The sequence below is a fragment of the Streptomyces longhuiensis genome (assembly GCF_020616555.1).
In the GTDB taxonomy this organism is placed as follows: domain Bacteria; phylum Actinomycetota; class Actinomycetes; order Streptomycetales; family Streptomycetaceae; genus Streptomyces; species Streptomyces longhuiensis.
On sequence record NZ_CP085173.1, the window covers coordinates 2,957,561 to 2,977,620 of the forward strand.

The 20,060-nt window shown below is 72.4% G+C and carries 20 protein-coding genes and 1 pseudogene; 7 read left to right on the forward strand and 14 right to left on the reverse strand.

The genetic code is table 11. From position 1 onward, the window contains the following. Positions 1-18: 18 nt before the first annotated feature. On the reverse strand, positions 19-900 hold the full coding sequence (gene hsaD, locus LGI35_RS13840) for a 4,5:9,10-diseco-3-hydroxy-5,9,17-trioxoandrosta-1(10),2-diene-4-oate hydrolase (protein WP_227294156.1): 882 nt from the start codon (positions 898-900) through the stop codon (positions 19-21). Next, complete coding sequence (gene hsaA / locus LGI35_RS13845) at positions 897-2,081, reverse strand: 3-hydroxy-9,10-secoandrosta-1,3,5(10)-triene-9,17-dione monooxygenase oxygenase subunit (RefSeq protein ID WP_227294157.1); 1,185 nt, start codon at positions 2,079-2,081, stop codon at positions 897-899. Before hsaA ends, hsaD begins: the two co-directional genes overlap by 4 nt. A 214-nt stretch (positions 2,082-2,295) precedes the next feature. Here hsaA and LGI35_RS13850 point away from each other — a divergent pair, with 214 nt between their 5' ends. Next, a complete protein-coding gene (locus LGI35_RS13850; RefSeq protein ID WP_227294158.1) occupies positions 2,296-3,003 on the forward strand; it encodes an HAD family hydrolase in 708 nt (235 codons plus the stop codon). A gap of 329 nt (positions 3,004-3,332) precedes the next feature. Next, a complete protein-coding gene (locus LGI35_RS13855; RefSeq protein WP_227294159.1) occupies positions 3,333-4,202 on the forward strand; it encodes an IclR family transcriptional regulator in 870 nt (289 codons plus the stop codon). Positions 4,203-4,328: 126 nt separating this feature from the next. On the opposite strand, the gene LGI35_RS13860 is transcribed toward LGI35_RS13855, so the two are convergent. The 8 genes from LGI35_RS13860 to LGI35_RS13895 all read right to left on the reverse strand — a co-directional run bounded on the left by LGI35_RS13860 (position 4,329) and on the right by LGI35_RS13895 (position 11,361). Continuing rightward, the gene (locus tag LGI35_RS13860; RefSeq protein WP_227294160.1) at positions 4,329-5,333 is read right to left on the reverse strand and encodes a ferredoxin--NADP reductase; all 1,005 of its coding nucleotides are present in this window, start codon (positions 5,331-5,333) and stop codon (positions 4,329-4,331) included. Further along, positions 5,326-5,553, reverse strand: coding sequence for a hypothetical protein (locus LGI35_RS13865; protein ID WP_116502649.1), 228 nt, complete (start codon positions 5,551-5,553; stop codon positions 5,326-5,328). The genes LGI35_RS13860 and LGI35_RS13865 overlap by 8 nt, the downstream gene beginning before the upstream one ends. Next, positions 5,553-6,698: a 3-ketosteroid-9-alpha-monooxygenase, oxygenase component gene (locus LGI35_RS13870; RefSeq protein WP_227294161.1), complete on the reverse strand. Its 1,146-nt coding sequence runs from the start codon at positions 6,696-6,698 to the stop codon at positions 5,553-5,555. The genes LGI35_RS13865 and LGI35_RS13870 overlap by 1 nt, the downstream gene beginning before the upstream one ends. Positions 6,699-6,715: 17 nt before the next feature. Then, positions 6,716-7,741 carry a 4-hydroxy-2-oxovalerate aldolase gene (dmpG, locus tag LGI35_RS13875; RefSeq protein WP_227294162.1) on the reverse strand — a complete coding sequence of 342 codons (1,026 nt, stop codon included), beginning with the start codon at positions 7,739-7,741 and terminating at the stop codon, positions 6,716-6,718. After that, complete coding sequence (locus LGI35_RS13880; protein ID WP_227294163.1) at positions 7,738-8,637, reverse strand: acetaldehyde dehydrogenase (acetylating); 900 nt, start codon at positions 8,635-8,637, stop codon at positions 7,738-7,740. Before LGI35_RS13880 ends, dmpG begins: the two co-directional genes overlap by 4 nt. Before the next feature lie 34 nt (positions 8,638-8,671). After that, positions 8,672-9,454 (reverse strand): 2-keto-4-pentenoate hydratase, encoded by a 783-nt coding sequence (locus LGI35_RS13885; protein ID WP_227294164.1) that lies wholly within the window; start codon positions 9,452-9,454, stop codon positions 8,672-8,674. Positions 9,455-9,650: 196 nt separating this feature from the next. Continuing rightward, positions 9,651-10,604, reverse strand: coding sequence for an SDR family oxidoreductase (locus tag LGI35_RS13890; RefSeq protein WP_227294165.1), 954 nt, complete (start codon positions 10,602-10,604; stop codon positions 9,651-9,653). A gap of 1 nt (position 10,605) precedes the next feature. Further along, complete coding sequence (locus LGI35_RS13895) at positions 10,606-11,361, reverse strand: SDR family oxidoreductase (RefSeq protein ID WP_227294166.1); 756 nt, start codon at positions 11,359-11,361, stop codon at positions 10,606-10,608. A gap of 88 nt (positions 11,362-11,449) precedes the next feature. On the opposite strand from LGI35_RS13895, the gene LGI35_RS13900 reads away from it, so the two are divergent. The 5 genes and pseudogenes from LGI35_RS13900 to LGI35_RS13920 all read left to right on the forward strand — a co-directional run bounded on the left by LGI35_RS13900 (position 11,450) and on the right by LGI35_RS13920 (position 15,908). Then, a complete protein-coding gene (locus tag LGI35_RS13900; protein ID WP_227294167.1) occupies positions 11,450-12,229 on the forward strand; it encodes an enoyl-CoA hydratase family protein in 780 nt (259 codons plus the stop codon). Beyond that, positions 12,226-13,077: pseudogene (locus LGI35_RS13905) on the forward strand (CoA transferase subunit A); the annotation flags it as partial. The gene LGI35_RS13900 and the pseudogene LGI35_RS13905, both read left to right, overlap by 4 nt. Positions 13,078-13,188: 111 nt before the next feature. Then, positions 13,189-13,899, forward strand: coding sequence for a CoA-transferase subunit beta (locus tag LGI35_RS13910; RefSeq protein ID WP_227300298.1), 711 nt, complete (start codon positions 13,189-13,191; stop codon positions 13,897-13,899). Next, the gene (locus tag LGI35_RS13915; protein ID WP_227294168.1) at positions 13,896-14,960 is read left to right on the forward strand and encodes an NAD(P)H-dependent flavin oxidoreductase; all 1,065 of its coding nucleotides are present in this window, start codon (positions 13,896-13,898) and stop codon (positions 14,958-14,960) included. The genes LGI35_RS13910 and LGI35_RS13915 overlap by 4 nt, the downstream gene beginning before the upstream one ends. 27 nt (positions 14,961-14,987) lie before the next feature. Then, positions 14,988-15,908 carry a tyrosine-protein phosphatase gene (locus LGI35_RS13920; protein WP_227294169.1) on the forward strand — a complete coding sequence of 307 codons (921 nt, stop codon included), beginning with the start codon at positions 14,988-14,990 and terminating at the stop codon, positions 15,906-15,908. Positions 15,909-15,984: 76 nt separating this feature from the next. Here LGI35_RS13920 and LGI35_RS13925 read toward each other — a convergent pair whose 3' ends face one another. From LGI35_RS13925 to LGI35_RS13940, 4 genes are all read right to left on the reverse strand, one after another. Continuing rightward, the gene (locus tag LGI35_RS13925; RefSeq protein WP_227294170.1) at positions 15,985-17,685 is read right to left on the reverse strand and encodes a DEAD/DEAH box helicase; all 1,701 of its coding nucleotides are present in this window, start codon (positions 17,683-17,685) and stop codon (positions 15,985-15,987) included. A 154-nt stretch (positions 17,686-17,839) separates the two neighbouring features. After that, positions 17,840-18,043, reverse strand: coding sequence for a cold-shock protein (locus tag LGI35_RS13930; protein WP_042152846.1), 204 nt, complete (start codon positions 18,041-18,043; stop codon positions 17,840-17,842). A gap of 199 nt (positions 18,044-18,242) precedes the next feature. Next, positions 18,243-19,400, reverse strand: coding sequence for an acetyl-CoA C-acetyltransferase (locus LGI35_RS13935; protein ID WP_227294171.1), 1,158 nt, complete (start codon positions 19,398-19,400; stop codon positions 18,243-18,245). A 13-nt stretch (positions 19,401-19,413) separates the two neighbouring features. Then, positions 19,414-20,034, reverse strand: coding sequence for a TetR/AcrR family transcriptional regulator (locus LGI35_RS13940; protein WP_227294172.1), 621 nt, complete (start codon positions 20,032-20,034; stop codon positions 19,414-19,416). Positions 20,035-20,060 lie beyond the last annotated feature (26 nt).

Consider the following 20,060-nt stretch of genomic DNA (forward strand, 5'->3'; position numbering starts at 1 on the left):
GTGGCTGGTAGCTGGTGACTAGTGGCGGAAGAAGTCGATGGCGAGGCGGTTGAACTCGTCGAACCGCTCGGTCTGCGCCCAGTGGCCACAGTGCGGGAAGACGTGCAGGCGCGCGTCCGGGATGGTCTTGAGGGCGACCAGGGCGCCGTCGAGCGGGTTGACGCGGTCCTCGCGGCCCCAGGTGAGGAGCGTGGGGGCGGTGATGCGGTGGGCCTCGCGCCACAGCATCGTGTCGGCGGGCCACTTGGCGAAGGACGCCGCCATGCGGTCGTTGCCGAGCTTGGCCTCGGGGTCGGTGGCCTGCGCGTAGCGCTCCTCGACGAACGCGTCGGTGACGATCGAGGCGTCGTACGCGAGGGTGGTGAGGAAGTCCCGCATCATGGCGCGGGTCGGCTCGCCCGAGCCGTTGAACGCGAAGAGCTTCTTGATGCCTTCGGTCGGGTCGGGCGCGAACAGGTTGACGGAGATGCCGCCCGGGCCCATCAGGAGGAGCTTGCCGACCTTGTCCGGGTGGTCGAGGGCCATCCGGGTCGCGGTGCCGCCACCGAGGGAGTTGCCGACGAAGTGCGCCTGGGGGATGGCCAGTTCATCCATGAGGGCGGCCACCGCGTCGGCGGCGTAGGAGAAGAAGTCCTTGGTGAGCTCGGGCTTGTCGGAGGCGCCGTAGCAGGGCTGATCGATCAGGAGGGTACGGAAGTGCCCGGCGAACACGGGCAGGTTGCGGCCGAAGTTGGACCAGCCGGAGGCGCCGGGGCCACCGCCGTGCAGCATGATCACGACGGGGGCGTCCGGGGCTCCGGGGCCCGCCTCGTGGTAGTGGAGGGTGAGGCCCGCGGCTTTGCCGGTCCGCGACGTCCCCTCGTGGGTGAGGGAGTTCACCGTATCGGTAGAGGTGCTCACAGCATCGTGTCCTGGATGTCGAGGCCGAGGGCGCTCTGGCCGGAGAGGAGGAGGGCGCGCTCGGGGTCGTTGGCGGCGTGGCCGCGGCCGGTGTGGACGTCGCGCCAGGCGCGCTGCACCGGATTGGGGCCCGTGCGCATGGCGCCGCCGCCCGCGTTCTCCATGAGCAGGTCGACGGCGGCGACGGCGCGCTCGGTGGCGAGGACCTGGTCGCGGCGGGCGCGGGCGCGCAGCGGCATCGGGAGTTCCTCGCCGCGCTCGGCGCAGGCGTACAACTCGGCTATGTTGCGCTGGAGTTGAAGGCCCGCGGCGTCGATGTCGGAGGCGGCCCGGGCGATGCGGACCTGCGCGAACGGGTCCTCGGCGACCTGCTGGCCGTAGGAGACGCGGAAGCGCTTGCGGGTGGCCTCGATGTACGCGTCGAGGGCGCCCTCGGCGATGCCGACGACGGGGGTGGAGATGGTGGTGGTGAAGACGGCGGCGTACGGGAGGCGGTAGAGCGGCTCCGGGTTGACCGCGTGGCCCGGCACGTTCAGGGCCGTGACGGGGCCGAAGCTGAGGGCGCGGTGCTCGGGCACGAACACGTCGTCGCACACGACGTTGTTGGAGCCGGTGCCGCGCAGACCGACGGTGTCCCACACGTCGTCGATGCGGTACTCGGCGCGCGGCACGAGGAACGTCCGCATGTCGACGGGCCGGCCGTCCGCGTCCAGGACGAGGCCGCCGAGCAGCGCCCAGTCCGCGTGGTCGCAGCCGGAGGAGAAGCTCCAGGAGCCGCTGATGCGGAAGCCGCCGTCGACGGGCGTGACCTTGCCGGTCGGGGCGTACGAGGAGCAGATCCGGGTCGACGGGTCGGTGCCCCACACCTCTTCCTGGGCGCGCGGGTCGTAGAGCGCGACGTGCCAGGGATGGACGCCGACGACGGACGCGACCCAGCCGGTGGAGCCACAGGCGCGGGCGATCTCGCGGACGGCGGCGTAGAAGACGGCCGGGTCGGCGGCGAATCCGCCGTGGGCCCGGGGCTGGAGGAGCCGGAAGAAGCCGGTCTGCTCCAGGTCCTTGATCGACGTGTCGGGCACCTTGCGCAGCGCCTCCGCCTCGGCGGCGCGTTCGCGCAGCGCCGGCGCGAGGGCGCGGACCGCTTCGAGTACGGCGGCTGCGGTGGCCGGGGATTCGCTCATGCGGGGGCCCTCTCCTGGATGCGGGTTCGAGTGGCTGGACCGTACGCCCGCCTCCCGCGGGCCGAGAACGGGTGGTTCCCGCTGAGCGGGAACCACGGCGGGTTCCCCGGCCGTCGCCCGTGGGCTGCGTGGATGGCGCACCCCGTTCACCGGCCTGTCATGCGGGGCGACCGTAATGAGAGGGTCGGCCTGTCCCTTCGGCTTCTGGAGCACTGTGAACACCCCTCGCGCCCACGCCGGCGCGCCCACCCGCGCGCTGCCCGTCGAACCCTCCGCCCTCCAGGCGGTGCTCTTCGACATGGACGGCACACTCGTCGACACCGAGGACATGTGGCTCGAGGTCGTCGAGGCCGTGTCCGAGCGGCACGGACGTCCCTTGGACGAGGAGGGCCGCGCCGCGGCGCTCGGACGCTCGGTCGAGGACACGGCGGACCTGCTGTACGAGTCCCTGGGCGCGCCCCGCGAGGACCTCGCGGAGGAACTGGGCAGGGGCTTCACCGCCCGGATCGCCGAGGGCGCGCCGCCGCGGCCGGGCGCCCTCGGGCTGCTGGCCGCGCTGCGCGCGGCCGGGGTCCCGACGGCCCTGGTGTCGGCGTCGCCGCGCGCGGTGGTGCGCCGGATCGCCGAGTCCCTGGACGGGCATGTCTTCGACGCGGTGTACGGGGCCGAGGACACGCCGCGCACCAAGCCGGCGCCGGACCCGTATCTCGCGGCGGCGGCGGCCCTCGGCGTGGAGCCCGCGCGGTGCGTCGCGGTGGAGGACACCCCGACGGGAGTGGCCTCGGCGGAGGCGGCGGGGTGCGCGGTCCTCGCGGTCCCGTCGGTGCGGCCGATCGCCCCGGCCCCGGGCCGCACGGTCGTCGCCGATCTCAGGCGGGCGGATGTGGGGCTGCTGCGGTCCCTCGTGGCGGGGGCCGCGTGACGACGTCGGGCGTGGGGCAGCGGGGCGGCGCGACGGCAGCAGGCGGGCCGAAGCGCGTGAGGTGACTACGCCAGGCGCGCCGAAGCGAGCGAGGCGTTGACGACCGGCGCGCCGAAGCGCGTGGGGTGACGACGCCAGGTGCGTCGAAGCGAGGGAGGTGTTGACGACCGGCGCGCCGAAGCGAGCGGCGCGACGGCAAAGGTATGCCGAACCGAAATACATAGCTCCCGGCTCTTCCCCTGGGCCGAGGGCGCATGGCAAGGTCGGCGCGAGGTCGTCAACGCGCCCGCAATGTCGCGGATGCGCCCTGTTGTCCTGGGGGTTCAGCCATGCCCGAGCAGACCGGGATCGTCGGGGGCGCCGCGCCCTCGCTCCTGGAGAAGGCCGCGAAGGTGCTCGGCGCCTTCGACGGCGCACAGCCGCGTCTCTCCCTCACCGAGGTGATCCGGCGCTCCGGGATCCCCCGGTCCTCCGCCCACCGCATCCTCGACCAACTGGTACGGCTCGGCTGGCTCGACCGGGAGGGCCGGGACTACCGGATGGGCATGGGGATGCTCGAACTGGGCGCGCTCGCCGCCCACCACAACCGGCTGCGCCGGACGGCGCTCCCCCGGCTGCACGCGCTGCACGAGTCGACCGGGCACCTGGTGCACCTGTACGTCCTCGACGGCGCCGAAGTGGTCTGCCTGGAGCGGATCGGCGGCCTGCACGACACGTCGGTGCCCTCGCGGGTCGGCGGCCGCATGCCCGCGTACTGCACGGCAGCCGGCAAGGCGGTTCTCGCGTTCAGCGACCCGGCCACCGTCGAGGGCGTCCTCGCGCACGGGCTGCGCCCCCGCACGCCGCGCACCCTCACGCATCCGACCGCGCTGCGCTCCGCGCTCGCCGCGGCCCGCGACCGGGGTGTCGCCTTCGACCACGAGGAGAGCCACCGCGACGTCGTCTGCGTCGCGGCCCCGCTGCGCGGCGCGGGCCGGGCCGTCGCCGCGATCTCCCTGTCCGGCAAGGGCCTGACGGCCCAGCGCGACCTGGAACGCCTCGCGCCCGCCGTGCTCGCCTGCGCCCGCTCGGTCTGGCGCGACCTGTACGGGCCCGGCCGCGCGACCCGTTCGGCGCCGCCGCCGAGCTGCGCGCCGGGCGTCTCCGAGCAGGCGATGGACAACATGATGGGGTGGCTGCGGACGAGTGAGTGGATGTAGCGGATGCAGCGGGTAAGCGGATGCAGCGGGTGAGTGGATTCGGCGGGCCGGGTCTGCTTCCGAGGCACCCGGCCCGTTCCACCCGCGCGGGCCGGGTGCCTCAGGGGCGGACCCGGCCCGCGCGCCTCAGGAGTACGTGACCCCCACCGCGTCCGACACCGGCAGCGCCTGGCACGCGAGGACATACCCCTCGTCGAGGTCCCGCTGGTCGAGGATCTCGTTGCGCGCCATCGTGACCTCCCCCTTGGTGATCCGGCAGCAGCACGCACTGCACGCGCCCTCGCGGCACGAGAAGGGGGCGTCGACACCGGCGGCGAGCAGGGCGTCGAGCAGCGGCGTCCCGGCGGGCCACGCCACTTCCCGCTCCTCGCCGTCGAGTTCTACGTGAAGCCGGTGGTCGTCGGCGTCCGGCTCGCCCCCGACCCGCTGCTCGGCCCGGTCCTCCCGCTCGGCGAACACGTCGTCGCCGAGCGAGAAGTACCGCTCCCTGCGCACGGAGCGTCCGCCCACCGCCCGTAGCGCCTGCTCGGCCGCGTCCATCAGGGGCGCGGGACCGCACAGATAGGCGTCGCGACCCGCGTACGGGGCGAGGGGTGCGCGCAGGGCGGCGGCCGTGGGCAGGCCCTGGAGGGTTTCCAGCCAGTGCACGACGGTGAGCCGGCCCGCGAACTCGACTCCCAGGAGCCGGAGTTCCTCGCGGAAGATGACCGACTCCTCGTCGCGGTTCGCGTACAGGAGGGCGACCCGGCCGCGCCCCGCGGTGAGCGCCGACTTGGCGATGGAGAGGACAGGGGTGATGCCGCTGCCGCCCGCCACGAGCAGCAGGTCCCCGTCGAGGTCGGGTGGCGTGAACGTCCCCGCGGGCGGCAGGACCTCCAGTTCGTCGCCGGGTGCGACGCGTTCGCAGATCCAGCCCGACCCGACTCCCCCGGCGACCCTCTTCACGGTGACCTTCATGGGCTCGCCGGTGTGCGGGGAGCTGGCCAGCGAGTAGCAGCGGGCCCCACCACCGGGCAGCCTCACCGTCATGAACTGGCCAGGCTTGTAAGGAAGTTGTGCGTCCAGGACGAGGGAGACCGCGTCGGCCGTCTCCCGTACCACCTCCGCGACCCGGACCCTCACGCTAGGCATCCGCGACCTCCAGGAGCCCGCTCGCGACCGCCACGTCGATGCTCGCCCGCAGCGGCGCGCAGCCCCGTACCCGCGCGCTCAGTTCGCCGGCCGCGACGCGCTCCGCGATGATCGGGCAGACCGCGGCCGCCTCCTCGGTCCACTGGATCTGCGTGTGGGCGGCGCTGAACTTCTCGCACAGGACCTGGTTTCCGCAGACCCCGCACTGCACGGGCCGCATCAGTCGGCCTCCCGCCGGGCGAGGTTCTCCTCGACCTCCGCGCGCCAGGCGGCGGTCGCGCGCTCGGTGTCGATCTCGAACTCGAAGCGCCGCACCATCTCGTCCTTGACGTCCCCGGCGTCCACGTAGAACTGCTCGTACCAGCGCCGCAGTTGGTAGACGGGGCCGTCCTCCTCGGTGAGGAGCGGGTTGTCGATGCGGGTCTTGTTCCGCCAGATCTCGACGTCCTGCTCGAAGCCGACCGCGAGGCCCTCGGAGGTGAGCCGGGCGGCGTCGGCGGCCTGCTCGTCACTCATTCCGGGCAGCTTCCTGACGATCGCGCCGTACATGAGCATGAAGCTGTTCTCGTCGATCGGGTAATGGCAGTTGATGAGGACGGACTCCATCTCGACACCGCCCCCGACATCGCTCCACAGCTTGTCGATCATGTACGAGGGGCCGAAGTACGAGGCGTCGGAGCGCAGGCCGCCCCCGGTGGACAGCGTGCCGAGCTCGACGTCGCCGCGCGGCGTGGACTCCATGTACTGGGTGGCGACATGGCCGTCGAAGATGTTCTTGAAGTAGTTCGGGAACGCGTAGTGGACGTAGAAGAAGTGCGCCATGTCGACGACGTTGTCCACGATCTCGCGGCAGTTGGAGTTCTCGACGCGCAGGGCGCTCCAGGACCAGTCGGACCACTCGGGGCTGCCGAAGCCCTCGATCTCCGGGATGGTGACGCCGGGCGGGGGCTCGTTGCCCTCGGGGTCGTGCCACACGTAGAGCTGCCCGTTGCGTTCGAGGGTGGTCCAGGCGCGGGTCCTGGCGCGCGGCGGGACGCGGCGCGCGTACGGGATGCCGGCGCAGCTCCCGTCGCCCGCCCAGCGCCAGTCGTGGAAGGGGCAGGCGACGGCGTCGCCCTTGACGGTGCCGTGGGCGAGATTGCCGCCCATGTGGGGGCAGTACGCGTTGAGGACGTGCAGGCTGCCGGCACCTCCCGCCGCGGGCTCCCCCCGGAAGACGACGAGCTTCGTGCCGAACGCCTCGACCTCGTGCGGGCCGCCGTCACGGAAGGCGTCGGCCAGGCCCAGGCAGTGCCAGCCACGGGCGTAGCGGGCCGGCGGGGCGGCGGCCTCGATGACGCGGACCTCTTGCTGCTGTGCGGTCATGTCGCGTGTCCTGCCCTTCAGTCGCGTGCGGCGAGTTCGACGGCTATGTCGATGAGCTGGTCCTCCTGGCCGCCGATGAGGCGGCGTTCCCCGGCGCGCAGCAGGATCTCGGCGCCGGAGACGCCGTAGCGCTCCGCCTGCCGGTAGGCGTGCTTGAGGAAGCTGGAGTAGACGCCGGCGTGCCCCATCAGGAGGGACATCCGGTCGAGCAGGCACTCGTCGTCCATGACGGGCCGCACGACGTCCTCGGCCGCGTCGATGATCTTCAGTACGTCGATGCCGGTGCGCAGGCCCATCTTGTGGCAGACGGCGGCGAACGCCTCGACGGGCGTGTTGCCCGCGCCCGCGCCGAGCCGCCGCGTCGAGCCGTCGATCTGCTGCGCTCCGGCGCGCACGGCGGCCACGGAATTGCCGACGCCCAGGCCGAGGTTCTCGTGACCGTGGAAGCCGACCTGCGCGTCGTCGCCCAGCTCGGCGACGAGCGCGGACACCCGGTCGGTGACGTCGTCCATCACCAGGGCGCCGGCCGAGTCGACGACGTACACGCACTGGCAGCCGGCGTCGGCCATGATCCTGGCCTGGGCGGCGAGCCGCTCCGGCGTCGTGGAGTGCGCCATCATCAGGAATCCGACGGTCTCCAGGCCCATCTCCCGTGCCAGGCCGAAGTGCTGGACGGAGATGTCGGCCTCCGTGCAGTGCGTCGCGATGCGGCACACGCTCGCGCCGTTCGCGTGCGCGGCCCTGATGTCGTCCTTCACGCCGAGGCCGGGCAGCATCAGGAACGCGATGCGCGCCTGCCGCGCCGTGTCGACGGCGACCTTGATGAGCTCCTGCTCGGGCGTCTTGGAGAACCCGTAGTTGAAGGACGAGCCGCCCAGGCCGTCGCCGTGGGTGACCTCGATGACGGGGACGCCCGCGCCGTCGAGGGCGCCGACGACGCGGCGTACGTCGTCGGCGGTGAACTGGTGCCGCTTCGCGTGCGAACCGTCGCGCAGCGAGGAGTCGGTGACGCGGATGTCGAGCGTCTCGGAGTACGGCTTCACTTGCTGATCCCCTTCGCGAGCTCCTCGCCGACCTTCGTCGCGGCGGCGGTCATGATGTCGAGGTTTCCTGCGTACGGCGGCAGGAAGTCGCCCGCCCCCTCCACCTCCAGGAAGATCGCGACGCGCGCCATCCCGCCGTTCATGGGTGACGGGTCGTCGAACTGCGGTTCCGTGCGCAGCCGGTAGCCGGGCACGTACGCCGCCACGCTCTCGGCGATCTCCTTCACGGAGAGGGTGATCGCGTCCCGGTCGGCGTCCTCGGGGATGGCGCAGAAGACGGTGTCGCGCATGATGACGGGCGGCTCGGCCGGGTTGAGGATGATGATCGCCTTGCCGCGCGCGGCGCCGCCGATCTCCTCGATGCCGCGGGACGTCGTGCGGGTGAACTCGTCGATGTTCGCGCGGGTGCCGGGCCCCGCGGACTCCGAGGCGACGGACGCCACGATCTCCGCGTACGCGACAGGGACGACGCGTGAGACCGCGTACACCATGGGGATGGTGGCCTGGCCGCCGCAGGTGATCATGTTGATGTTGGGCGCGTCGAGATGCGCGGTGAGGTTCGCGGGCGGGACCACGGCGGGGCCGACGGCGGCCGGGGTCAGGTCGACGGCCCTGATGCCGAGTTCGGCGTAGCGCGGGGCGTTGGCGCGGTGGACATAGGCGCTCGTCGCCTCGAAGACGAGGTCGGGCAGCTCGTCCTGGGCGAGGAGGTGCTCGACGCCCTCGTGGCTCGCCTCGACCCCCAGCTTCCGCGCCCGCGCGAGGCCCGCGCTGTCGGGGTCCACGCCGATCATCCAGCGCGGCTCGATGTACGGGGAGCGGTGGAGCTTGTGGAGGAGGTCGGTGCCGATGTTCCCGGAGCCGACGATGGCGGCGGTGGCTTTCTTCGCGGTCATACATACCTCAGCAGAGTCAGCGGACCCGTCGGGGTCATCGGAACGAGAGCGATACGGCGCCGAGTCCGGTGAACTCGGCGGTGTAGGTGCGGCCCGCCTCGACGTCGACGGCGCGGGTGCAGGAGCCGGGCAGGATGACGTGTCCCTTGCGCAGGGGCACGTCGAAGCGGGCGACGGTGCGGGCCAGCCAGGCGACGGAGGCCGCGGGGTCGCCGAGGACGGCGTCACCGCGACCCTGCGCGATCTCGTCGCCGTCGCAGGTGAGCCGGGCCTCGAGGGCCTTCAGGTCGAGGTCGCGCGGGTCGCGGCCCGCACCGGTGACGTAACCGGCGGACGAGGCGTTGTCGGCGATCGTGTCGGCGATGGTGATGCGCCAGTCGGCGATCCGGCTGTCGATCAACTCCAGTGCGGGCACGACGCGTTCGGTCGCGTCGAGGACGTCGGCCGGGGTGCAGCCCTCGCCCGGCAGGTCGTTGCCGAGTACGAACCCGATCTCGACCTCGACGCGGGGCGCGCAGTAGCGGACGGTGTCCACGGGCCGGTCCTCGCGCAGCTCCATGTCGTCGAGGAGATGGCCGTAGTCGGGTTCGTCGACGCCCATCATGCGCTGCATCACCGGTGAGGAGAGGCCCACCTTGTGCCCGGTGACCTGGGCTCCCAGGGCTGTCCTGTGCCGGATGTTGATCAGTTGGATCTCGTACGCGTCCTCGGTGCCGATGCCCTCGAACGCGCCGGCCAGGGGCGCCACGGGACTGCGGCCGAGTTCGGCGCGGCGCAGCAGCGCGGCGGCCTCCTGCCGACTCCGGACGTCAAGCATCTCGGCTCCTTGGGGTGACGGTCTGACCCGCGGTGCGGTGCGGTGCACCGCGGTGGGCCAGACGGTAGGTCGGAGCCGGGACGTGGAGGGAGGCCGGATTCCCGCTCAGCGGGAAGGTGAGGGGGGACGGGGCCGAGCGGGAAGTGACGGGGTGGGGCCCGCAGGGGCAGGCGGGAGCACACCCCTGCGAGGGGCGTCACCCGCTCCCGTACACCGCCCCCGGCACCTCCGCCCTGCCGAGGAGTTCCCTCGCCGCCTCCCCCGCCTCGGCAGGGGTCCAGCGCGCCGCCTTGTCGGCGGTGGGGCCCGGGCGCCAGCCCTCCATGACCGTGATGCGGCCGGCCTCCGCCTCGAAGACGCGGCCGGTCACGCCGTCGCTCGCGGCGGAGCCGAGCCACACCACCACCGGCGACACGTTCTCCGGGGCCATCGCGTCGAAGCCGTCCTCGGGGGCGGCCATGGTGTCGGCGAACGTGCGCTCCGTCATGCGGGTGCGGGCCGCCGGCGCGACCGCGTTCACCTGCACCCCGTACCGCCCCATCTCCGCCGCGGCGACCAGGGTCAGGCCCACGATGCCGGCCTTCGCCGCGCTGTAGTTGCCCTGGCCCACCGAGCCGAGCAGACCCGCTCCCGACGATGTGTTCACGACCCGGGCCGAGGGTGTCCTGCCCGCCTTCGCCTCCGCGCGCCAGTGCGCCGCCGCGTGCTTCAAGGGCAGGAAGTGGCCCTTGAGATGCACCCGCATGACCGCGTCCCAGTCGTCCTCGTCGAGGTTGACCAGCATGCGGTCGCGCAGGAAGCCCGCGTTGTTGACCAGCGTGTCCAGGCGTCCGAACGTGTCGACGGCCGTGGCGACGAGGGAGGCGGCGCCGTCCGTGGTCGCGATGTCCCCACCGTGGGCGACCGCCTCGCCGCCCAGGGCCCGTATCTCCTCCACCACTTGGGCCGCCGGGCTGTCCGGCGCCGGGGCCCCGTCGAGGCCCACCCCCAGGTCGTTGACCACGACCCGCGCGCCCTCGGCGGCGAACGCCAGCGCGTGCGCGCGCCCCAGTCCGCGCCCGGCCCCCGTCACGATGACGACGCGCCCCGCGCACAGCCCGGAACCCGTACCCGTACCCGCAGCCACATCCGCTCCCTTGCCGTTCGCCATGTCACGCCTCCTTGTTGACAGTTGCCGCGTCCAGGAACGCCGGGCGCTCCCCGCCTCCGTGCACCAGGAGGCTCGCCCCCGTGATGTACGACGCGGCGTCCGAGGCGAGGAACACCGCCGCGTCCCCGATCTCCGACGGCTCGGCGAGGCGTCCGATCGGCACCGTGCGCCCCACCGCCGCCACGCCTTCCTCGTCCCCGTAGTGCAGATGGGACAGCTCGGTGCGCACCATCCCGAGGACCAGCGTGTTCACCCGTATCTCGGGCGCCCACTCCACCGCCATCGAGCGCGCCAGATTCTCCAGACCCGCCTTGGCCGCCCCGTACGCCGCCGTGCCCGGCGAGGGTCTCGCGCCGCTCACGCTGCCGATCATCACGACGGAGCCGCGCGTGCGCCGCAGTTGCTCGCGCGCGGCCAGCGACGCGGTCATCGGCGCCGTGAGATTGAGCTCGACCACGCGCGCGTGCCGCTCCGCGTCGGACTCCCCGAGCAGCCGGTACGGCGTACCTCCCGCGTTGTTCACCAGCACGTCCACCCGGTCGAGGCCCGCGAAGAAGCGGCGTACGGCCGGACCGTCCCGCAGGTCGACGGGTATGAACTCGCAGCCGGGCAGAGGCTCTTCGGGGGGTCTGCGCGCGCACACCACCACGTCCGCGCCCGCCCGCACGAACGCCGCCGCGATTCCGGCCCCCACGCCCCGCGTACCCCCGGTGACGACCGCGACCTTCCCCCTCAGCGGCCTTGAGCTCAGATCCATGCCGTCCACCCCAGGTCCATTCCGCTCGTCCCCATCGCCTGCTACCTTCCTACCAAACAAACGTTAGGTGGAAAGGTAGCTGAACGCCATGGGTGTCTCCACCTCCTCACCCGAAAAGGGGATCGCCGTCGTCACGGTGGACTTCCCTCCGGTCAACGCGCTGCCGGTGCGGGGCTGGTACGACCTGGCCGATGCCCTGCGCGCGGCGGGCCGCGACCCGGACGTGCGCTGTGTCGTCCTCGCCTCCGAGGGCCGGGGGTTCAACGCGGGCGTCGACATCAAGGAGATGCAGCGCGACACGGCGACCGGCGGCCACGGCGCCCTCATCGGCGCCAACCGCGGCTGCTACGAGGCCTTCGCGGCCGTGTACGAGTGCGAGGTGCCGGTCGTCGCCGCGGTCAACGGCTTCTGCCTGGGCGGCGGCATCGGCCTCGTGGGCAACGCGGACGCGATCGTCGCCTCGGACGACGCCACGTTCGGCCTCCCCGAGCTCGACCGCGGAGCGCTCGGCGCCGCGACCCATCTCGCCAGACTCGTGCCGCAGCACCTGATGCGCGCCCTCTACTACACCTCGCGCACGGCGACGGCGCAGGAGCTGCACGCGCACGGTTCCGTCTGGAAGGTCGTGCCACGCACCGAACTCCGGTCCGCCGCACTGGACCTGGCCCGCGAGATCGCTCGCAAGGACGGCTCGCTCATCCGTCTCGCCAAGGCCGCGATCAACGGCATCGACCCCGTCGACGTACGCCGGAGCTACCGCTTCGAGCAGGGCTTCACCTTCGAGGCGAACCTCAGCGGCGTCGCGGACCGTGTCCGCGACACGTTCGGCACGGACACGGACACGGCAACCAAGGGGGAAGCCAAGTGACGGACAAGACCATGACGCCCGAGGACGTCGTCGCCCGCCTCCGCAGCGGCATGACCATCGGCATCGGCGGCTGGGGCTCGCGCCGCAAGCCCATGGCGCTCGTACGGGCCCTGCTGCGCAGCGATGTCACGGACCTGACCGTCGTCGCGTACGGCGGCCCGGACGTCGGCCTGCTCGCCGCCGCCGGGAAGATCCGCAAGCTGGTCACCGCGTTCGTGACCCTCGACTCGATCCCGCTCGAACCGCACTTCCGCGAGGCCCGCCAGCGCGGCGCGTTCGAGCTGACGGAGGTCGACGAGGCGATGTTCATGTGGGGCCTGCACGCCGCGGCGAACCGGCTTCCCTTCATCCCGGTGCGGGCCGGCATCGGCTCGGACGTCATGCGCGTCAACCCCGCGCTCAGGACGGTCGATTCGCCGTACGAGGACGGCGAGACCCTGGTAGCGATGCCGGCGCTGCGGATGGACGCGGCACTCGTCCACATGAACCGCGCGGACCGGCACGGCAACGGCCAGTACCTGGGCCCCGACCCGTACTTCGACGACCTGTTCTGCGAGGCGGCCGACACGGCGTACGTGTCCTGCGAGGAGCTGGTGGAGGGATTCGGCGACGTCGGGGACGCCGTTCCGCAGACCCTCCTCGTCAAGCGGCACGCGGTCACCGGCGTGGTCGAGACGCCGAACGGCGCGCACTTCACGTCGTGCGCCCCCGACTACGGCCGGGACGAGGCCTTCCAGAAGCTGTACGCGACCACGCCCTGGCCCGAGTTCGCCGAGCGCTTCCTGCCCGCGCGCGGCGACGAGAAGAGCTACCAGGAAGCCGTACGGAGCTGGCACGCGGAGCAGCAGGAGCACGCGGGGCCGGCCACCGGAGCGGCCACGCGCACACCTGCGCCCGTACCGGAGACGGCAACCACCCCGGGAACGACCACCACCCCCACCCGCGCCGAATACTGCGTCATCGCCTGCGCCGACGCCTGGCGCGACAGCGGCGAGATCCTGGCCAGTCCGATGGGACTGATCCCCTCCGTCGGCGCCCGCCTCGCCAAGCGCACGTTCTCCCCCGATCTCCTCCTCACCGACGGCGAGGCGATGACCGTGGGTCTCGGCGGGGAGCCGGAGGGCTGGCTTCCGTACCGTCAGCACCTGACCATGGTCACCGGCGGCAGGCGTCACGTGATGATGGGCGCGAGTCAGATCGACCGGCACGGCAACCAGAACATCTCGTGCATCGGCGACTGGGACCGCCCCGACCGCCAGCTCCTCGGCGTACGCGGGGCGCCCGTGAACACCCTCAACAATCCCGTGAGTTACTGGATCCCGAAGCACTCCGCGCGCGTGTTCGTCGAGAAGGTCGACATGATCAGCGGGGTCGGTTACGACAGCGCCGCCGCGGCGGGACCGTCGGCGACGCGCTACCACCGCATCCCGCGCGTCGTGTCGAACCTCGGCGTCTTCGACTTCGAGACGCCGGACCGCTCGATGCGGCTCGCGTCCGTGCACCCCGGGGTCACCGTCGACGAGGTCATCACGGCGACGGGCTTCCCGCTGGCCCTGCCGGACGGGGGCGAGGTGCCACAGACGCGCGAGCCCACCCCCGAGGAGCTGCGGCTGATCCGCGAGGTCATCGACCCGAAGGGTCTGCGCGACCGCGAGGTCAGGCCCGTATGAGCGACGCGACCCTCGAGACGGCGTTCACCAAGCTCGTCGGTGTCCGCCACCCGCTCGTGCAGACCGGCATGGGCTGGGTCGCGGGCCCGCGCCTCGTGTCGGCGTCGGCGAACGCCGGGGCGCTCGGCATCCTCGCCTCCGCCACCATGACCCTCGACCAGCTCAGGTCGGCGGTGCGCGAGGTGAAGTCCCGTACGGACGAACCCTTCGGGGTCAATCTGCGCGCGGACGCCGGTGACGCGCGGGACCGGGTGCGGCTGATCATCGACGAAGGGGTGCGGGTCGCCTCGTTCGCACTCGCGCCGTCCCGTGACCTGATCGCCGAGCTGAAGGACGCGGGCGTCGTCGTCGTCCCCTCCATCGGTGCCCGGCGGCACGCGGAGAAGGTCGCCGCGTGGGGCGCGGACGCCGTCATCGTGCAGGGCGGCGAGGGCGGCGGGCACACGGGGGACGTCGCGACGACGGTGCTGCTGCCGCAGGTCGTGGACGCCGTGGACATCCCCGTGATCGGCGCGGGCGGGTTCCACGACGGGCGCGGCCTGGTCGCCGCCCTCGCGTACGGGGCGGCCGGCGTCGCCATGGGCACCCGTTTCCTGCTCACCTCCGACTCGACCGTCCCTGACGCGGTGAAGGCCAGATATGTGGCGGCCACGGTCAAGGACGTCACGGTGACGACCGCCGTGGACGGTCTGCCGCACCGCATGCTGCGGACGGATCTCGTCGACTCGCTGGAGCGGGCGGGGCGTACGCGCGCGCTCGTGCAGGCCGTGCGGCGGGCCGCCGGGTTCAGGAAGCTGTCGGGCCTGAGCTGGCCTCAGATGGTCCGCGACGGACTGGCGATGAAGCACGGCAAGGAACTGTCGTGGAGCCAGGTCCTGCTCGCCGCGAACACCCCCATGCTCCTCAAGGCGTCCATGGTCGAGGGCCGCACCGACCTCGGCGTCATGGCATCGGGCCAGGTCGCGGGGGTGATCGAGGACCTCCCGAGCTGCGAGGAACTCGTCACCCGCGTGATGTCGGATGCCCTGCACGTGCTCGGCACCCTGCCTACCCCAGGGTGATCCCGCTTCCCGCAAGGGAGTTCAGCGATGCCACGCACGCCACGCACCGTTTCGAGACGCGCCCTCGTCGGCGCCGCGCTCACCACCCTGACGGCGGCGGCCGTCGCGCCCGGTGCCTCCGCGGCCGGACGGCGTCCGCACCAGGACCCGCGGATACGGCACATCCCGCTCCAGGGCGCGGTCAACGTCCGCGACGTGGGCGGCTACCGGGCCCTCGGCGGCGGTCGCGTCCGCCACGGACTCGTCTACCGCTCCGACGCCCTGGCCAAGCTCACCGACACCGACGTCACCACCCTCGCGGGCCTCGGTCTGCGCCGGGTGGTCGACTACCGGGTGCCGGTGGAGCTCCAGTACGACGGCGCGGACCGCCTCCCCGCCGGCCTCACCCCGGAGTCACGTCCCGTCTCCGACAACGGGCTGTACGCGCAGATGATGGCCGCGATCGCCTCCAAGGACCCCGTGCGGCAGGAGGAGATGCTCGGCGGAGGCCGGGCGGCCGCGTTCATGCGGAGCGTGTATCCGCGGTTCGTGTCGGACGCGGACAACCGCGCGCGTTTCGCGGCCACCCTGCGCGACGCCGCGTACGGCACCGGGGGCCGGGGCGCGCTCCTGTACCACTGCACGTCGGGGAAGGACCGTACGGGCTGGACGACGTACGTCCTCCTGCTGCTGCTCGGCGTCCCCGAACGGACCGCCGTGGACGACTACTTGGCGTCGAACGCCTTCCGTGCCGCGAACGACGCGAAGGTGCGCGACGGACTGAAGCAGTCCGGCATGATGCTCGACCCGGACCTGCTGATCCCGCTCCAGGAGGTCCGCACGGAGTATCTGTCGGCGGCCGTCGAGCAGGCGCGGACGGACTACGGCAGCCTGGGCCGGTACGTCTCGCGGGGGCTCGGCCTCGACGGGCACACGGTCATGGCCCTGCGTCACCGGCTCCTCGACTGACGCGAGAACGAAGCGGGGCGGTGGGGCGAGGCTGTTCACCTCGTCCCACCGCCCCGCCGCTCAGCTGGAGTACCGGTTACGCGGCCGCGCCGCGCCCGGCGTCACGCGGACCGCGCCGGGCCCGGCCGCCGCGCCCGCCGGCGCTCTGACCTGCGCCGCCCTGCCCGGGACCGCCCTGGCCCCGGCCGCCCTGGCCCCGGCCACCGGCGCTCTGGGAGCGGCCGCCCTGGACGGCCTGACCACGCCCTCCGCCCTGGCCGCCGCCTTCGCCGCGCCCGGCCTGCGCGCGCCCGCCCTGGGCACGCCCTGCCTGGCCGGCGCCCTGACCGCGTCCGCTGCCGCCACGGCTGCGCCGCGGCTTGCGGGCACCGGAGGCCGCCGGAGCGGTCGGCTCCGGGACCTCGATGACGGCGGGGACGCCCGAGGGCTCGCGCGCGCCGGTGATACGGACGAGCTCTTCGTCGGTGGACTTGACCTGGGTGGTCTGCGGGCGGATGCCCGCGTCCCGCATGAGGCGCGTGACGTCGCGCTTCTGCTCGGGCAGAACCAGCGTGACGACGCTGCCGGACTCACCGGCGCGGGCGGTGCGGCCGCCGCGGTGCAGGTAGTCCTTGTGCTCGGTCGGCGGGTCGACGTTCACGACCAGGCCGAGGTCGTCGACGTGTATGCCGCGGGCGGCGACGTTCGTGGCGACGAGGGCTGTGACCCGGCCGTCCTTGAACTGCTCCAGGGTGCGGTTGCGCTGCGGCTGCGAGCGTCCGCCGTGCAGCGGCGCCGCGAGGACACCGCTGGCGAGGAGCCGCTTGGCGAGCCGGTCGGCGGACCGCTTGGTGTCGACGAAGAGGATCACGCGGCCTTCGCGGGCGGCGATGCGCGCGGTGACGGCCTTCTTGTCGGTCTCGTCGAGCACGTGGAGGACGTGGTGCTCCATCGTGGTGACGGCACCCGCCGACGGGTCCACGGAGTGGACGACCGGGTCGGTGAGGAACTGCCGGACGAGCCGGTCGACGTTCCGGTCGAGCGTCGCCGAGAACAGCATGGTCTGGCCGCCCGGGGCGACCTGCTTGAGGAGCGCCGTGACCTGCGGCATGAAGCCCATGTCGGCCATCTGGTCGGCCTCGTCGAGGACGGTGATCCGCACCTCGGACAGATCGCAGTCGCCGCGCTCGATGAGGTCCTTGAGGCGGCCGGGCGTCGCCACGACGACATCCGCGCCACGGCGCAGGGAGGACGCCTGACGGGAGATCGACATGCCGCCGACGACGGTGGTCAGTCGGAGCCTGACGGCGCCCGCGTACGGCGTGAGGGCGTCGGTCACCTGCTGGGCGAGCTCGCGGGTCGGCACGAGGACGAGGGCCAGCGGCATGCGCGGCTCCGCCTTGCGGCCGGCGGTGCGGGCGAGCATCGGCAGGCCGAACGCGAGGGTCTTGCCGGAGCCGGTGCGGCCGCGGCCGAGGAGGTCGCGTCCCGCGAGGGAGTTGGGGAGGGTGGCGCCCTGAATGGGGAACGGCTCGGTGACGCCCTGCTCGGTGAGCGTCTTCAGAAGGCCGGCCGGCATGTCGAGCTCGGCGAACGTCGCGGCCGCGGGCAGCGCGGGCGTCGTGTTCTCCGGCATCGTGAATTCCTGCGGCGGCGTGGGCCTGCGCTCGGGAACGCGGCCCTTTCCGCCGGACCTTCCGCCCCGGGAATTCCTTCCGGCGTTTCCGGCGCCCGCGTTTCCTGAAGCGGATGCGGACCGGGTGCGGGTCGGACGGGGCGGACGTGCGGGGTTAGCCATGCGGGCATGCCTTCCTGGGCCTGGGCGGCCGGGAGCCGGTGGCCATCGACGCGTCTGCGGGCCGCCGGCCTGGGGACAGCACGGGCCGGGGTCCGCACCTTCGCGGTGCGGACCCCGGCCGTGGGGTGCGTGATCCTTGGGATCAAGCGGTGTTTCAGGCGGGGAGGATGTTCTCCGCCTGGGGGCCCTTCTGGCCCTGCGTGACGTCGAACGTCACCTTCTGGCCTTCCTGGAGCTCACGGAAGCCCTGGGTGGCGATGTTCGAGTAGTGGGCGAAGACGTCGGCGCCGCCGCCGTCCTGCTCAATGAAGCCGAAGCCCTTTTCCGAGTTGAACCACTTCACGGTTCCGGTGGCCATAACAATCTCCTTTACTGGGGCGGTACGGAAATCCGAGTCCTTCGAATCTCCAGTCGCACCATTGAGCCCCATCCGGAGTTGGCCCGGAGGACCGGCCGGAAAACAATAATGCGCCTGAGGAACATTCCCGTCAGGCGCACATAAAGTCTATGGGTACCAAAACTGCAACGTCATCGACCTTAGCACGACCGTCACGGGACTAGAGACGCTCGATGATCGTGACGTTCGCCTGGCCCCCTCCCTCGCACATCGTCTGCAGTCCGTAGCGACCGCCCGTGCGCTCCAGCTCGTGCAGCAGCGTCGTCATCAGCTTCGCCCCGGTCGCGCCGAGGGGGTGCCCGAGGGCGATCGCTCCCCCGTTCACGTTCACCCTCTCCGGGTCCGTGCCCGTCTCCTTGAGCCAGGCGAGGACCACGGGGGCGAAGGCCTCGTTGATCTCGACGAGGTCGATGTCGTCCATGGACAGGCCGGTCTTCTTCAGCGCGTACGCCGTCGCGGGGATCGGCGCGGAGAGCATGCGGATGGGGTCCTCGCCACGTACGGAGAGGTGGTGGACGCGGGCGCGCGGGGTGAGGCCGTGCTCGCGTACGGCACGCTCCGAGGCGAGGAGCATCGCGGCGGCGCCGTCGGAGACCTGCGAGGAGCAGGCCGCGGTGATCGTGCCGCCCTCGACGACGGGCTTGAGGCCCGCCATCTTCTCCAGGGTCGTGTCGCGGCGGGGGCCCTCGTCCACGGTGACGTCTCCGTAGGCGACGGTCTCGCGGGCGAAGCGGCCCTCGTCGATGGCGCGGATGGCCCGCTCGTGGGAGCGCAGAGCCCACTCCTCCTGGTCGCGGCGGGTGATGCCCCACTTGCGGGCGATGAGCTCGGCGCCGTGGAACTGGTTCACCGGCTGGTCGCCGTAGCGGGCGCGCCAGCCCTCGCTGCCCGCGTAGGGGCCGTCCGTGAGGCCGAGGGGCTCGGCGGCCTGGCGGGAGGCGAAGGCGATGGGGATCTGCGTCATGTTCTGGGTGCCGCCGGCCACGACGAGGTCCTGGGTGCCGGACAGGACGCCCTGCGCCGCGAAGTGCACGGCCTGCTGTGACGAACCGCACTGGCGGTCGATGGTCACGCCGGGCACCTCCTCGGGGAGGCCGGCGGCGAGCCAGGCCGTCCGCGCGATGTCACCGGCCTGCGGGCCCACCGTGTCGAGGCAGCCGAAGACGACGTCCTCGACGGCCGCGGGGTCGATCCCGGAGCGGGCGACCAGCTCCTTGAGGACGTGCGCGCCGAGGTCGGCGGGGTGGGCGGCGGCGAGGCCTCCCTTGCGCCGTCCGACGGGGGTGCGGAGCGCTTCGACTATGTAGGCCTCGGCCATGACGGGTTTCCCTTCAGGGTTGGGTGACGCGTAGGGCGATGCCGTCCAGGACCATCGAGAGGTACTGGCGGGCGATCTCCTCGGGGCTGTGCTGTCCGCCGGGGCGGTACCAGGACGCGGCGACCCAGACGGTGTCGCGGACGAACCGGTAGGTGAGCCGGATGTCGAGGTCGGCGCGGAACACCTCGGCGGCGACGCCGCGCTCCAGAGTGGAGAGCCACGCCTTCTCGAACTTGCGCTGGGAGGCCGCCAGGAACTCGAAGCGCTCCTGGACGGCGAGGTGCTTGGACTCCTTCTGGTAGATGGCGACGGCGGCGCGGTGCCGGTCGATCTCGCGGAAGGACTCGGTGACGAGGGCCTCCAGGGTTTCCCTGGGGCCGAGCCCGGAGTCGAGGACGGAGTCGTATCCGTGCCACAGCTCGTCGAGGAAGGTCCGCAGGATCTCTTCGAGCATCGACTCCTTGGAGTCGAAGTGGTAGTAGAGACTGCCCGCGAGCATCCCCGCGTGGTCGGCGATCTTGCGGACGGTGGTGGCGTTGTACCCCTGGGCGGCGAAGACCTCGGCCGCGGTGTCGAGGAGTTCGCGGCGGCGCTCGGGCGAGGCGGTCACCTGGGGCTTCTTCTTGATAGGCACGGGTCCATTGTCGTCCTCACCGGCGC

Excerpts from the sequence above, each read along its gene's own strand:
- LGI35_RS13935 (WP_227294171.1), bottom strand. The coding sequence starts at position 19,400 with ATGGCCGAGGCCTACATAGTCGAAGCGCTCCGCACCCCCGTCGGACGG.
- LGI35_RS13925 (WP_227294170.1), bottom strand. The coding sequence starts at position 17,685 with ATGGCTAACCCCGCACGTCCGCCCCGTCCGACCCGCACCCGGTCCGCA.
- LGI35_RS13865 (WP_116502649.1), bottom strand. The coding sequence starts at position 5,553 with ATGCGGCCCGTGCAGTGCGGGGTCTGCGGAAACCAGGTCCTGTGCGAG.
- LGI35_RS13855 (WP_227294159.1), top strand. The coding sequence starts at position 3,333 with ATGCCCGAGCAGACCGGGATCGTCGGGGGCGCCGCGCCCTCGCTCCTG.
- LGI35_RS13860 (WP_227294160.1), bottom strand. The coding sequence starts at position 5,333 with ATGCCTAGCGTGAGGGTCCGGGTCGCGGAGGTGGTACGGGAGACGGCC.
- LGI35_RS13920 (WP_227294169.1), top strand. The coding sequence starts at position 14,988 with ATGCCACGCACGCCACGCACCGTTTCGAGACGCGCCCTCGTCGGCGCC.
- LGI35_RS13870 (WP_227294161.1), bottom strand. The coding sequence starts at position 6,698 with ATGACCGCACAGCAGCAAGAGGTCCGCGTCATCGAGGCCGCCGCCCCG.
- LGI35_RS13895 (WP_227294166.1), bottom strand. The coding sequence starts at position 11,361 with ATGGATCTGAGCTCAAGGCCGCTGAGGGGGAAGGTCGCGGTCGTCACC.
- LGI35_RS13930 (WP_042152846.1), bottom strand. The coding sequence starts at position 18,043 with ATGGCCACCGGAACCGTGAAGTGGTTCAACTCGGAAAAGGGCTTCGGC.
- LGI35_RS13885 (WP_227294164.1), bottom strand. The coding sequence starts at position 9,454 with ATGCTTGACGTCCGGAGTCGGCAGGAGGCCGCCGCGCTGCTGCGCCGC.
- LGI35_RS13880 (WP_227294163.1), bottom strand. The coding sequence starts at position 8,637 with ATGACCGCGAAGAAAGCCACCGCCGCCATCGTCGGCTCCGGGAACATC.
- LGI35_RS13890 (WP_227294165.1), bottom strand. The coding sequence starts at position 10,604 with ATGGCGAACGGCAAGGGAGCGGATGTGGCTGCGGGTACGGGTACGGGT.
- hsaA (WP_227294157.1), bottom strand. The coding sequence starts at position 2,081 with ATGAGCGAATCCCCGGCCACCGCAGCCGCCGTACTCGAAGCGGTCCGC.
- LGI35_RS13915 (WP_227294168.1), top strand. The coding sequence starts at position 13,896 with ATGAGCGACGCGACCCTCGAGACGGCGTTCACCAAGCTCGTCGGTGTC.
- LGI35_RS13900 (WP_227294167.1), top strand. The coding sequence starts at position 11,450 with ATGGGTGTCTCCACCTCCTCACCCGAAAAGGGGATCGCCGTCGTCACG.